At 43.5% G+C, this 13686-nt stretch carries 11 protein-coding genes; all 11 read right to left on the minus strand.

The features are described 5' to 3' along the window. Nucleotides 1-14 precede the first annotated feature (14 nt). Nucleotides 15-974 (minus strand): branched-chain amino acid ABC transporter permease, encoded by a 960-nt coding sequence (locus VZF35_RS10930; RefSeq protein ID WP_407313531.1) that lies wholly within the window; start codon nt 972-974, stop codon nt 15-17. 12 nt (nt 975-986) lie between these two features. Then, complete coding sequence (locus VZF35_RS10935) at nt 987-1862, minus strand: branched-chain amino acid ABC transporter permease (RefSeq protein ID WP_407313532.1); 876 nt, start codon at nt 1860-1862, stop codon at nt 987-989. Nucleotides 1863-1949: 87 nt separating this feature from the next. After that, a complete protein-coding gene (locus tag VZF35_RS10940) occupies nt 1950-3113 on the minus strand; it encodes an ABC transporter substrate-binding protein (protein WP_407314579.1) in 1164 nt (387 codons plus the stop codon). A 350-nt stretch (nt 3114-3463) separates the two neighbouring features. Continuing rightward, on the minus strand, nt 3464-4930 hold the full coding sequence (locus VZF35_RS10945; RefSeq protein WP_407313533.1) for a trimethylamine methyltransferase family protein: 1467 nt from the start codon (nt 4928-4930) through the stop codon (nt 3464-3466). A gap of 29 nt (nt 4931-4959) precedes the next feature. Next, the gene (locus VZF35_RS10950; RefSeq protein ID WP_407313534.1) at nt 4960-5592 is read right to left on the minus strand and encodes a B12-binding domain-containing protein; all 633 of its coding nucleotides are present in this window, start codon (nt 5590-5592) and stop codon (nt 4960-4962) included. A gap of 35 nt (nt 5593-5627) precedes the next feature. Beyond that, nucleotides 5628-7091 carry a trimethylamine methyltransferase family protein gene (locus tag VZF35_RS10955; RefSeq protein ID WP_407313535.1) on the minus strand — a complete coding sequence of 488 codons (1464 nt, stop codon included), beginning with the start codon at nt 7089-7091 and terminating at the stop codon, nt 5628-5630. A 31-nt stretch (nt 7092-7122) separates the two neighbouring features. Continuing rightward, a complete protein-coding gene (locus VZF35_RS10960; protein WP_407313534.1) occupies nt 7123-7755 on the minus strand; it encodes a B12-binding domain-containing protein in 633 nt (210 codons plus the stop codon). A 98-nt stretch (nt 7756-7853) separates the two neighbouring features. Next, complete coding sequence (locus VZF35_RS10965) at nt 7854-8651, minus strand: methyltetrahydrofolate cobalamin methyltransferase (RefSeq protein ID WP_407313536.1); 798 nt, start codon at nt 8649-8651, stop codon at nt 7854-7856. Between the two features lie 310 nt (nt 8652-8961). Continuing rightward, on the minus strand, nt 8962-10866 hold the full coding sequence (locus VZF35_RS10970) for a sigma-54 interaction domain-containing protein (protein WP_407313537.1): 1905 nt from the start codon (nt 10864-10866) through the stop codon (nt 8962-8964). A gap of 192 nt (nt 10867-11058) precedes the next feature. Further along, nucleotides 11059-12369 carry a glycine/betaine/sarcosine/D-proline family reductase selenoprotein B gene (locus VZF35_RS10975; RefSeq protein WP_407313538.1) on the minus strand — a complete coding sequence of 437 codons (1311 nt, stop codon included), beginning with the start codon at nt 12367-12369 and terminating at the stop codon, nt 11059-11061. A 25-nt stretch (nt 12370-12394) separates the two neighbouring features. Beyond that, nucleotides 12395-13681 (minus strand): glycine/sarcosine/betaine reductase component B subunit, encoded by a 1287-nt coding sequence (locus VZF35_RS10980; RefSeq protein ID WP_407313539.1) that lies wholly within the window; start codon nt 13679-13681, stop codon nt 12395-12397. Nucleotides 13682-13686 lie beyond the last annotated feature (5 nt).

A 13686-nucleotide genomic window follows, 5' to 3' on the forward strand; every position in this document is an offset into this window, starting at 1 on the left:
ACCACTCCTCCTTACTATTTCTTCTCCGATGTCGCTAATTTTTCTTTTCGCTGCCATGGCCAGCGTACCCCTCCACCTATGATTCCTTGCGGGCGATAAATCATCATGACGACCATTAATACCCCCACCACGAGCATTCGCCATTCCGCCAAGAAACGCAACGCTTCCGGCAATATCACCAGGGCGATTGCCCCAAGCACTGGCCCTATGACAGTACCTGCTCCTCCTAGAAATACCATTGCCAATAGGGTTGCTGAATCTTGGTATACGAACGTGTCCGGGCTAATAAATGTAATATAGTGGGCATAGAAACTGCCTGCTAAGCCAGCGTACATTCCGCCTATGGTAAATGCCATGATTTTATACTTTGAGATATCGATGCCAACGAATTCTGCGACATCTTCATCGTCACGTATCGCTCGGAGAGCACGTCCTAAAAAAGAACCGCTTATCCTGTAAGCTGCTGCTAAGCAGAGAAGGAATGCGCTAACTATCATATAGAAATACATTGTTTCGTCGAACATATGCCCAAACAATTGTGGACGGGTAATCCCAGGTAACCCCATTGGCCCATTGGTCAACGTATCCCAGTTAACCAGAATCAAGCGAAAGATTTCTCCAAAACCAAGAGTTGCAATCGCTAAATAATCTCCCCGTAGACGCAAGGTCGGAAACCCCAAAAGTGCACCAAGCAGTCCACTGGCAACCACTGCTCCTATTGCCCCGATCCATATAGGTAAACCAAAAGACATGACGATTAACGCTGATGTATAAGCTCCCATACCATAAAATGCCGCGTGGCCAAGAGAAAATAATCCAGTTTGGCCGAGAACCAACTCTAATCCGAGGACTAGAATTCCGTAAATAGCAATAGTTACCGCAATGTGCATGATATAACTACTCTTAATAAAAAGAGGACATAGGATGAGAACTATACCGATCGCTAGGTACAGTAAGAGCTTTGTCCTTGTCATTAACAATACCTCCTAGACTCTTTTTTGATAGATATTAGCATTAAATAAGCCTCCTGGCTTAAACAATAAAACCAGGATCATGACAATAAAAGCGATCCCATCTCGATAGTTAGGTATCCAGGCTCCGGCGAAGTTCTCCACGACACCCAGTACTAAACCACCGACCATAGCACCGGGAATACTCCCGATACCACCCAATATGGCTGCTGTGAAAGCTTTTAATCCGGCTGCATAGCCCATGGTAGAATATATAGCATCATAATACGTCCCTACTAAAAGACCTGCCGCTCCTCCTAAAGCGGAGCCTACAAAAAACGTAACCAACAGAACCTGGTCCATACTAATTCCCATAAGGCCAGCTGTTTCAGAATCTTCCGATGCAGCTCGAATGGCTTGACCGTAACGAGTATGGTTTACAAACCAGTTAAGCAGAAACATTAAGATCACGGCTATGACCAAGACCAAAATTTGGGTGGTATTAATCACCGCAAACGAACCCAAATGAATTTGACGGACTGCCAAAATTTTTGGCATAGGATAAGTTTCTGAGCCAATGAGAAGTAGAGCTAAATTTGATAAAACGATAGACATCCCTAAAGCGCTCGTGGTAACTACTAAACGCGGGGACTTCCTCAGGGGTTTATAGGCAATCCTTTCTACCAGAACACCTAGAATTCCCGTGAGAATCATAGTAAGAATCAACACCAGAAAGTAATTGCCACCCAATAGGCGTGCAAGGAATAATCCAATAAATCCCCCCCACATATAAACATCACCGTGGGCGAAATTAATAAATTTCATAACCCCATAGACCATCGTGTACCCTAAAGCCACCAGAGCGTATACACTTCCTAGCATTAAGCCGTTAATTAGTTGCTGAAAAAGCATAATGGCAACTCCTTTCCGTTATTTCTAAAGAAATAAAGAGTTTGGTAAGGCCGGAAAGATGTTTCCGACCTTACCGCAATGTATTTACTATTGGGACAATTGCCACTGACCACCTTTAATGACGAGTTTTGTTAAGGATGAACGTGTAGAATCATGGTGTTCATCGAAAGTAACCGAACCTGTAATGCCGTTATAAGGTTCTGGCAACTTGGCCAGATAAGCCTGAACCTTCTCATGATCAGTTCCTACAGCCTTAATTGCCCCAGCCAAAATTTTCATAGCATCATAATGTAGGGCTGCATAACTTCCTGGTGTCTTGCCATAAGCAGCAGTATAGGCTTTTATAAAGGCTTGAAGAGTTGGGTTAGGATCTGTAGGCAAAAATAAACCTGAGGTTTTCCAGCCTTCAACAGCATCCCCACCTAAATCAATTAAACTTTTTTCATACAAGCCATCTGTTCCATATACAGGAAGCTTTAGGCCTAATTGTTGCATTTGCTTACCTATCAGGGCTCCTTCAGTATAGAGACCGCCGATAAATATCGAATCAGCACCGGATTCTTTAACATTAGTCAAAAGCGCTGAATAATCTTTAGTTTGGTTAAGCATATAACTCCAGTCACCGACTACTTTGCCGCCATTCTTTGTAACTTCACTGCTGACAGTTTCTTTAAGACCACGGCCATAATCATCATTCTCCCAGATGATGGCTGGTTTTTTTAGTCCTTCATCGTTCATCCACTTAGCCACAAAAGAACCTTGGAAAGCATCAGTTACTGATATTCGAAACAAATAGTCATGCTTTTGTTTTGAAAACACAGGTGAAGTTCCAACGTGGATAACAGGTAATTTCCCTTGATCATAAATTGGCGCACCAGCTAAAGCACAAGAACTGTTATAATTTCCCAACACGCCAACCAACCTCGCGTCACCGGTAAACATTTGTGCAATATTGGCTGCTTCTTTGGGGTCCGACTTATCATCCTGAGAAATAATCTCAATCTGTTTTCCGTTAATTCCACCGGCATCATTAATTTCTTTCGCAGCTAATTTTGCCCCGTTCAACATTTGTTCTCCGTAATTGGCACCACTACCTGTGAGGGGAGCCACCCAACCAATATAAACTTTATCTCCCCCAGAAGGTGCCGATTTTGATGTATCGGAGGTCTTTGCACCACAACCTGCTAATATCAAGCTCAAACTCAGTATCACGCTAACAACACTAAAACCTGTAATATTCTTTTTTTTCATGTTCACTCTTTCCCCTCCTTCAATTGCTTTGCTCTTCGGGAATCTTTAAAACCTCTCTTCTTAATTGAATACTTTGAAAATTTACTTCGTACAACTCCTTTCTGTAATGTTTAGTAAGACTCCACCTCAAGTGGAAGTGGGTCCCCCGTACTCTGTCGCGGTGGAGGTGGACTCCCCCTTCGTGAAGTTTTCTTTTGGGATAGGCGGCTCGACGACACTCATCCTATGGTACGAAAGTATCCGTTAGTGGCTCTGCGCCTTCGGCGTAAGTCTCCACCGGAGACCTACGCCACCGGACATTATAGCCACCGAAGTCTCGATGTTCGCGAGATGGCCTCTATAATCTTTTGTTACTCATCTTCACCCGGCATATGACCAACAGCGTTTTCTACAATCCCTCTGATCTTTTCGGCTACATCTTTCGGTAGTGGAATAGGTTCGTGGTAATTAATGATATCTCGAACTTTTTCATTAGCTACCTGAGTCAGTGTTTTCCCTCCTGCATTTTCCCAAATGCTTCGAGCAGCACGGTTGACTAAACGAGGTACATAGTTATCCTCCGAGTGATCAGATGTGTGATCTTCATCTGCAAAATTACCACCAGGACCCACCTTTTCGATGACATCTAATGCTAACGTTTCCTGATCAACACGGATACCGCTAGTTAACCTTCTGGCCATACCAAGAACTTCATCCGCTATGACAACGAGGTCGAGGTTTGAAGTTGTTCCGTATTCTGAGTAACCCGTATCATGATTGAGATTGGCACCGGACATATTTGTCATAGCGATAGAAAGGGCAGCCTCTATTCCAGCCTGTTCATCGATAATACAAGAGTCAGTACAGCCTGCAGTACCGAACATCGGAATATTAAGATAATGGGCTACATCGGCCAAGCCGGCCAGGAGCAGATGAAGCTCCGGTGCCCCATAGGAAAAGATGGTTGAACCCATATCCAAAATGGTGTATACGCCACCCATAATAAAGGGAGCTCCTTCACGAGTACATTGGCTCAGAACGAGACCGCTTAAACTTTCACACAATCCTTGAACCATAACTCCTGCCATAGTTGCGGGTGCCGTCCCTCCAGCCATAATACAGGGAGTATAGATTGTCGGCAGACCTTTCTTCGCCCCCATAACTAATTTCTGAGCGGCTTCCCTGCAGTGTACCCCTGGAGAAATCGGTTCAGCATAGAGGCAGATGAATGGGTTTCTTCTAAGTTCTTCCTCACCTCCGGCGACAATCTCGGCCATCTTAATGACGTCTGCTTGTCCCCAATCATCAACACAAACCGTAATAATGGGCTTATCAGTGTGTAAAATCTGTTGCTCGAACTCATGTCGATCTGAGATCAATAGGGGGACATCTTGGACAATTCCTAAAGACATCGCATAATCAATATTGGGCAAGGCATCAAGAACCTTAGTCGCCCAGCCTACAGACTTTCTTGTAGCCCGATGTCTTTCGTTAGTGAATGGGTTACGGGTAAAGGGGGTACAAGGCCCAGAACCAAAGTAAGCGTTATTTCCTTCAATAAAAAGTTCTCGCGCTCCAGTCCGGCTATTGCAAAGCACAACGTGTTTCTGGCAAGACCTCAAGCACTGCTCCGTGATGTTTGCGGGAATTCTAACTCTTTTTCCTTCGACCCAACAGCCGGCTTTTTTTAGAATTTCCAGAGACTCTTTATCGTGGAAATCCGTTCCAGTCCGCCACATTGCTTCCTCCGCGGCTAAGACCAATTCTTGACACTGGGCTTCCGAGAATACATTCATCATCGTGCTTGAGTATGCTTTAAAATTAGTTCTCGTTGTCAACGTCAAACTCTCCTTTCAAACCCACAATGTTAGGCCAAGAGCCGATTACAGAGATCTACGGCAGATGCCGCATCTGGAGCAAATCCGTCCGCACCCACTTCATCAGCAAAATCCTGGGAAATCGGCGCCCCGCCTACGATAACTTTTACTTGATCCTTTATACCCTCTTCTTTCATCAGTTCAATCGTATCTTTCATATGCAGCATCGTTGTTGTAAGCAACGCGGACATTGCCAAAATATTGGGTTTATGATCTTTAATCCCTTGGATAAATTTTTCCGGAGGAACATCAATTCCTGCGTTGATGACGGTGTATCCTCTGCTTTCGAGCATCATCCCCACCAAGTTCTTTCCGATATCGTGGAGGTCCCCTTTCACCGTACCCAACAGAACTTTACCCGCTGAAGGCATTTCTTGATCTGCTATCAGCGGTCTGACCATTTCGATCCCTGCACTCATCGCTCTCGCTGCGACTAAAACTTCCGGAACATACATTTCCCCGTTCTTGAAGCGGGCACCCACGACACTCATCCCGGCAATTAACCCTTGATTGATGATATCTAAAGGTGAGGTCGCTTCGTCAATATGGGCTTGAGTTAACTTTTTCACTTTGGCGAGATTGCCACTGATAACGCTTTTTGATAATTCTTCAAAGTTCGCCATACGTCTTTCCGCCCCTTTCAAACGAACGAATCCTATTAGGCCTCCGCTCTGTCTATAATTGCTTTAATTTGATTAAGGATATTATGAGAGAGTTTTTCAGGTTGGTGAGTATTGATAATAGTCTGTGCCTTTTCCTTAACCCGTTGTCCTAAGCTTTTCGCCCCATTTGCTGTCCAGTCATCAATTCTTGTTCTGTTCATGACGCTCGGCCACCAAAACTCATTCCGGAAATATTTTAACGTATGTTCTTCACCCAGGTAGTGTCCACCCGGTTGTACCGCATCAATAACTCCTCGCGCTAGTCGTTCTTCATTGACCTCGACTCCTTTAATGATTCTCCGCGTCATTCCCATGACTTCATCGCCCATGACCAGTAAGGCCAAAGAACCTGATAAACCATATTCCAATTGGCCGCAACCGTGAATCAAACTTGTACCACTCATCCCTGCGTGCAGAATAGAAAAGGCTGCTTCCAAGCCCATTTGGGCATCACTTTCTTTAGCATCCGTAGCACCCGCGAAGCCGAAACTCGGAATCCTAAGAAAACGAAGGGCATTCGCCATCCCGGTTCCCATCAAACTAACTTCTGGAGCACCATAAGGCAAGATATCATTTTCATGATCACGAATTGTGAAGAAGCCTCCGGCAATTACTGGGGTCCCCTGACGTACCAATTGACCAAGAAGTATCCCGACTAAAACATCCGCCAAGGCTAGGACGATTGCTCCGGCTGGAGTAGCCGGAGATGTTTCACCGGCAATGAGCTTGGTCGCATAAATATAAGGGACACCGTTTTGGGCGGCGAATAGGACCTTTGCCAACGTTTCCTTGGAGTGAACAAGAGTTCCTTCCGTTTCAATGAGAAGAACAACAAAGGGATTTTTTTGGAATTCCTTTAAGCTTCCTGCGACGGCAGTGGCCATTTCTAGAATTGCTTGCGCTTCCTTTACACCTTGGATTGATTGAACGATTGGTTTCGTTGTATGCGTTAGCAATGCTTCAAAGGCATGAACATTTGCCAAGCTTGGGTTGACGTCTGTTGGAAGGCCATTGCTCATCGCAAAATCGACGTTCTTTAAGCCGTCACAGACAACTCCAGTAAGCGCGACATCCGATTTGATCGGCTTTCTCCGCTCATTTGTAAAGGGGTCAATCACATACGTATTACTTTGTCCCGGTCCATAGAAAGCGTTTGTCGTTTCTAATCTTAAGGCCCTTTTGCCATTCCGGTCACATACTGTAATACGAGAAGGAGCGGTTCGTACAGCCCATTCACATAACGCCGAAGGAATTCTAACTCGATTCCCATCAACCCAACAACCTGCTTTTTCAAATACACCGCGTGCTTCTTCGTTCTGAATTTCTGCGCCTGTTCGTTCTAGAAGCTCCATCGTCGTCATAAAAAGCTCCTCACACTGATCCTCACTAAGCATTTTCCAAAGGGTTGTCTGATTTACCTCATAATTTGCCCGGGTATAATGACTTCTTGTTGTATCCACTTACTTCTCTCTCCTTTCAGACCTGCAACGTTTAAGCCAAGAGCCGATTACAGAGATCTACGGCAGATGCTGCATCCGGAGCAAATCCGTCCGCACCCACTTCATCAGCAAAATCCTGGGAAATCGGCGCCCCGCCTACGATAACTTTTACTTGATCCTTTATACCCTCTTCTTTCATCAGTTCAATCGTATCTTTCATATGCAGCATCGTTGTTGTAAGCAACGCGGACATTGCCAAAATATTGGGTTTATGATCTTTAATCCCTTGGATAAATTTTTCCGGAGGAACATCAATTCCTGCGTTGATGACGGTGTATCCTCTGCTTTCGAGCATCATCCCCACCAAGTTCTTTCCGATATCGTGGAGGTCCCCTTTCACCGTACCCAACAGAACTTTACCCGCTGAAGGCATTTCTTGATCTGCTATCAGCGGTCTGACCATTTCGATCCCTGCACTCATCGCTCTCGCTGCGACTAAAACTTCCGGAACATACATTTCCCCGTTCTTGAAGCGGGCACCCACGACACTCATCCCGGCAATTAACCCTTGATTGATGATATCTAAAGGTGAGGTCGCTTCGTCAATATGGGCTTGAGTTAACTTTTTCACTTTGGCGAGATTGCCACTGATAACGCTTTTTGATAATTCTTCAAAGTTCGCCACTGGTTTTAACTCCTTTCAACTTCATCTATTCATTGATGTATTTGTCTTGCAAATGTTATGCCAATCACAAGACTTAACAAACATTGATTCTCGAAAACTTATTCCAATTTACCGCCCCGATACGCACCTAAATAGGCGGCACAATAGCTATCACGACCTGCAATAGTCTCAGCGGCAATGATATTAGCCATCATCTGCCTGTCTAAAGGATTTATGATTAAACCGTCTAAGCCTCGATCAATCGCCATTACTGCAAAAGACTGGTTCAATAGTTTCCGGATGGGTAAACCGTAAGAAATGTTCGATAGACCGCACATCGTGTGAATCCCTTTAAAGGTCGTCATAATCCTTTCAACCGCTTCTAGAAATTCAATTCCAAAAGTATCCTTTGTGGATACCGGCTGCACCAGCGGATCGACAAAAATATTGTCCATTGGAATATTATTTTGAACTAGACCATTAATAAGTTTATCTGCTATAGCGAGCCTATCATCCGTGGTTTCAGGCATCCCTTCGTCACTCATGCACAAGGCTACAACCTTGTGATCTGTACCGGCTATTAATGGTAAAAGACCTTGGAAGCGTTCTTTCTCTAAAGAGATAGAATTAATCATGGCGACCCCTTTATGTACAGATAGCGCTTTTTCAATCGCTTTCGGATCAGGACTATCGAGGCAACAAGGAGCACCACTTGTAGCTTCCTGCACAATTTCGACAAGCCACTTTAAATAGTTGGCCTCTTTACCTACAAAAATCCCGGCGTTAACATCAATATAATTGGCTCCCGCTTCTAACTCATCTACTGCCACTTTTTGAATTGCTGCGGTGTCTTGTGCTTCAATCGCGGCTCGTATAGGTTTACGACTCGCATTGATTAATTCTCCAACTATAAACATAACCCACCACTCCTTTATAAGACTGTCACTGATAATTGTATAAGCAAGAATTATGCCAGCATTAACTTCCAATCACTTGCCTTAAGCAACCTAATCAAGGAAGAAAATCTTCCAGCTCCAAAATAGATGTCTCAAATTAGGATGAATAGCGAAGGATTCCCCCAAATAGCTTAATTCGCATTTGTGTCATTTTAGGACTTAATCTTCTTGTCTTGAAATAAGGGTAAAAAAAACTTACCCGAACGGGTAAGTTTTTTGTTATTATATCTTCTCGCCTGAGAGTCTAAAATTCCTTTATGTCTCTTATTCATTAGATCTGAATTTCTAAACCCATCTCTTTAATTTTTCTATAAAGAGTTGAACGGCTCATCCCCAGAGATCTCGCAGCATTTTCTTTGCCACGGCTACCTGGGCCAAACCTGGTTATGGCCTCAATTAGGGCATTTTTCTCCAGATCTGCTATAGATCGAATCTGCACTTGGTGCTGGGCAGAGGGTTTCGTCGGGAGATATTTAAGAATTCGATCAGGTAGATAGTTCACATCAATTACAAAATCAGGGCAGATATTAGCAGAGTACTCAATAGCATTTTCCAATTCCCGAACATTACCCGGCCAAGTGTATTCAGACATTAGCGCTAAGGCATCATTTGTATATCCTTGAATATTTTTTTCCAGAATCAAATTATATTTTTCGACGAAACAGTGAATAAGCAACTCCAAGTCCTCTTTTCTTTCCCTCAAAGGGGGAATATGAAAAGGTATGACACTCAAGCGATAATATAGATCACTCCGAAATTGTTTAGTCTGGATCATTTCTTCCAAGTTCCTGTTGGTGGCAGCGATAATTCGAACATCCACGACTAATGGTTTCGTCCCGCCTACTCGCTCTATTGTAAAGTCTTGGAGTACGCGCAACAGCTTAACTTGTAAATGCAATGGCATATCACCGATCTCGTCAAGGAATATGGTTCCTCCATTGGCCAATTCAAATTTTCCTGGCTTGCCAGTACGTCGCGCTCCTGTGAATGCTCCTTCTTCATAGCCAAATAGCTCGCTCTCAAGTAGATTTTCGGGAATAGACCCGCAATTAAGAGCAATAAAAGGAGCATTCTTTCGCAGGCTCTCTTGATGAATCGCACGCGCAAAAAGCTCCTTACCCGTGCCGCTTTCACCCGTAATGAGAACCGTTGAATCTGTTGTCGCAACTCTGCACATTTTCTTTTTTATCTCGGTGATTACTGAGCTTTGGCCAAGAATACCATCAAAAGTATACTTACGTTCTTCTCGCATAATACGCCCAGCCAACTTACGCATTTCTCCGATCGAGCGTATAGAAATAACAAATCCGCTAACCTCTTCTTTATATTTAACTTCCGTAATTGTACTCATAAAATGTACCGTTTGTTGCCGAGCCTTATAAAATATGTCTTGTTCTATATAGGGCTTCGTCATATTTAGAAGAGTGCTCATGGTAATTCCGGAAAAGATTTCTTCAACCAGTCTTCCATTGATCTGATGAGCTTGTACCATAAGAAGATTTTCAGCTGAGCGATTAATATGTGTTATTTTGCCCTGGTAATCTACAGCCACAATTCCTTCACGTACTGAGTTAATCAAGGTGTTGAATTGTTCCGCCGACTTTTTGGATTGTTTAAACAACTCCATTTCATTAAGTTTTCCTGCTATCAGCTCAACTAAGTGTTTTAAGAAAGTTTCGAATTTATCGAAGTCCTTTAAAAGATTTTCTTTTTGTGTTTGATCAAAGGCGTATAATGAGATTGTACCTACAAATACTTTATCTCCAAGTTTGATCGGATATAGCAAACCCGCCATAACCTTACAAGTCTCCCTAAGATTACAGTTCTGACAATGATGGCATTTCCTTGGATCAGATAATAAAAAGCTCTTCTGTGTGTATTGCAAATGATAACTTATTGATCCTGAACCATAAATTATTCCAATTTGATCTTTATACTTTCCAGTCCCCGCTGTGACTTCAAGGTACTCATCCACAATAGCAACCTCAAAATCGAGCACAGCCGCAAATGCATCTGCCACACGTTGGATATAACCTTGAACCGACTTAAGACTAGATATGCCTGTACCTTTTTTCTGCAAGCTATTACCTCCTCGTATCTCCAACGATATAAAGACATAGCCTTTTCCCAAATAAGATGCATAAGCATTAGCATTTTCGATTCGAGTATCCGTCATTTTGAGTTTACACCTTTCAGAGTATAAATCCAATATATTGTAAATATTCTTATATCTTTTAAATTCTTTAAAAAGGGAATTAAAAAAAATATATTCGACATTAATGTCGAATATATTTAATACTATATAAGATTTCGATACAGATTCTGATTGACCGAACAATTTAGTTCTGCCATCTTAACAAAAGATTACTTACTCAAAATGAGTTGGCTTAGTGATTTCGATCGTTAGAGCATCAACAGCTTTTTTAACGAGTGATCTTCTAAGGATATGCTCATTTTCCTTGTTAAGTTTTGGATTGCCGACTGGAAAAGGAATAGCGATCGTTGGAACAATTCTGTTTGCACCGACTGATTCGGAAATTGTCGTAATAGTAGCCATGTGAACAATGGGAATTCCATATCTTTCAATTTCTTTTACGATCGTTGCGCCGCAACGAGTACAGGTCCCTCAGGTCGAGGTTAAGATAACACCATCTACCCCCGCAGCTTTTAATTCTGCCCCTATCTGTATCCCAAATTCTCTCGCTTTACTTACTGCAGTTCCCGTTCCGGTAGTCGTATAGAACCAATCAAAAACCTTCCCAATATATCCCTCAGCCTCGAATTCTTTTAGAATATCCAAAGGCGCAACACGATCTGGGATCTCATTGGCATATACAGGATCATAGCCTCCATGGGTTGTATAATAGCAAGGAGCCTCAAGCGCATGAAGTTCGCTAACATCGTATTTACCCCATTTTTGAGCACTGGCCGACTGTATATGATCCGGATTTCCTGCCGGAACAATGCCACCCGATGTGCACAAAGCAATGGTGGCCTTACTTAAATCTTTAATAGGTTCCGCCGGATCAACGACATCAAATACAGGCATCGGCATTTCTGTCTCAAATGGTTGACCTTTTAAGCGAGCAAGAAGCATTTCCACTGCCCTCTGTGAACCTCTTTTTTCCACAATGACAGTCTTTCTCATTCCGCGGGCAATGTACCCTTCCTCTTCAGGAGGCCCAACTTCGATTCCTTTGGCCAATTTGCAAGCGAGAGCCGCCATTGAGGGCAAGGCTTTACGCATTCCGCCTGCAGAATCACTCGTCCTGACTACGTAAGCAAACTCTTTGCAGCTATCTAAGCCGGGGTTTTCAAGATACATGCCGGTTACAACCGGGATATTTAATTGTTGAGCAACAGCCTTGGAAATCTCTGAACACGCTACCCCATACCGCCCGGCATTAAAGGCCGGTCCAGCGACAAACACATTCGGAGCGGCTTCTTTAACCATATTCAATATAATAGGCAGAACCTCATTTGTGTTCTCATTGAAGTAATTATCCCCGCAGATAATGGTGCCGACAACGGTTCCCTCTCCCTTAAGCAACCCTTCAAAACCCACAGCAGGCCCAATCTTTTCCGGTCTGAACTCAGGGGGCATACCCGCTTTATCTTCTCCGCCAACTTGACCAAAAAATTGATTTACATAGTAAAGAACTCTAAAATTTTCCGACATGAGATCCTCTCCTTTCACTTCTAGTTTAATAAAGTCGACAGGTCACATTATGGAATCCAATTTCTGATGTGGCTCCAATCACTGCATTTAATTCACACATCAAAGTACCATCCTCCAGGAGTGAACCTTCCCAACCACCGGCCAATACAGCAATTGCTGCCGCATTTCCGATAACCTTGTCTGCAGGAAGCAATGTAACCACATGACTTACATTTCCGCCGGAAACGACCGCTACCGCTTCTCCGGCTGTGTCAGCTAACGGTTGGGACATTCCATCTCTTCCCGCACATTCATCGGTAATCAATACTGTTTTGATCCCGGACTTTTCACATTTTTTACAAATCATTAAAAGGTCGGAGTCAGGGTTGCCATAGCCCTCTTCGGAGACAACCACAGCATCCGCACCCAGCATTTTTGCCAGTTTTACGGTATAGTCGGAAGCTCGGAGTTTCCCGGCTAACGTTGTATGTTCCGGGACCATAATGACCCCCAAGAAATTAATTTCCTTGCCATGCTGAGCATACAGGTCATAGATCACAGAATTATTTTGATGTTGGTAAGTAGTAATCTTATCGCAAGCGGCAACACAGTTGCCGCTAACCACCGCATTATCCAATTCCTCATTGGCATGAAGCAAAGCAGGAAGAGTCGACGACTCATTGACTCCGTAAATGTAAGTATCATGAAGTAATCCCTGTGTAATATTCATCTCAACGTATATAACTTTTGGTAAATTCGGATATTTGGCTGTTTCTTCAAAAATGCTGCCAATTTCATAAGTGAGTACTTCGTCTGGGGTTAAATTCTTCCCTACCAGCCCAACATACTCCGCCGCCCGCAAGCCGGCTATCCGAACGGTTTCTTCATGGGTATGGGGATCCAACCCTTCTACCACTTGTATATCCACAGTTAAATTAAATGTTTTGGAAAAAGGTGTCCACTTAGCCCCTTCACCCCACATATCAACGACGCCTTCCTGAAAACCTACAATATCCCCAACTGTTACAACTGCAGCGCCATATAGAACATGTGTCCTGCCTTCCCCGCACTGAGCCTGTTTCGACGTAACCCCGGGAAAACCATTATTCCCCTCCTGAACTTTTACCCTAGGCTCAATCACGTCTTTCACCGGGATAATTCTCACTTTTTCGCCTGGTTTGGCCACATCAATTGAGATATCTTTAATCCTTTCGTCTTCTTTCAGAAAGGCAATTAAACCTTCCTTATTAACGGTCAATACTCCGTCTGTTACTAATGACTCCTTACCTAACTCAATGTCTTTGATATAAATCCGTCCAATTTCCAGTTTCAATACCT

This window comes from Desulfosporosinus paludis (genome assembly GCF_045689965.1).
Classification (GTDB): Bacteria; Bacillota; Desulfitobacteriia; order Desulfitobacteriales; family Desulfitobacteriaceae; genus Desulfosporosinus; species Desulfosporosinus paludis.

What these genes read in the sequence shown, in the direction of transcription:
- VZF35_RS10940 (WP_407314579.1), bottom strand. Translation starts at nt 3,113, where the DNA reads ATGAAAAAAAAGAATATTACAGGTTTTAGTGTTGTTAGCGTGATACTG.
- VZF35_RS10970 (WP_407313537.1), bottom strand. Translation starts at nt 10,866, where the DNA reads ATGACGGATACTCGAATCGAAAATGCTAATGCTTATGCATCTTATTTG.
- VZF35_RS10965 (WP_407313536.1), bottom strand. Translation starts at nt 8,651, where the DNA reads ATGTTTATAGTTGGAGAATTAATCAATGCGAGTCGTAAACCTATACGA.
- VZF35_RS10950 (WP_407313534.1), bottom strand. Translation starts at nt 5,592, where the DNA reads ATGGCGAACTTTGAAGAATTATCAAAAAGCGTTATCAGTGGCAATCTC.
- VZF35_RS10935 (WP_407313532.1), bottom strand. Translation starts at nt 1,862, where the DNA reads ATGCTTTTTCAGCAACTAATTAACGGCTTAATGCTAGGAAGTGTATAC.
- VZF35_RS10930 (WP_407313531.1), bottom strand. Translation starts at nt 974, where the DNA reads ATGACAAGGACAAAGCTCTTACTGTACCTAGCGATCGGTATAGTTCTC.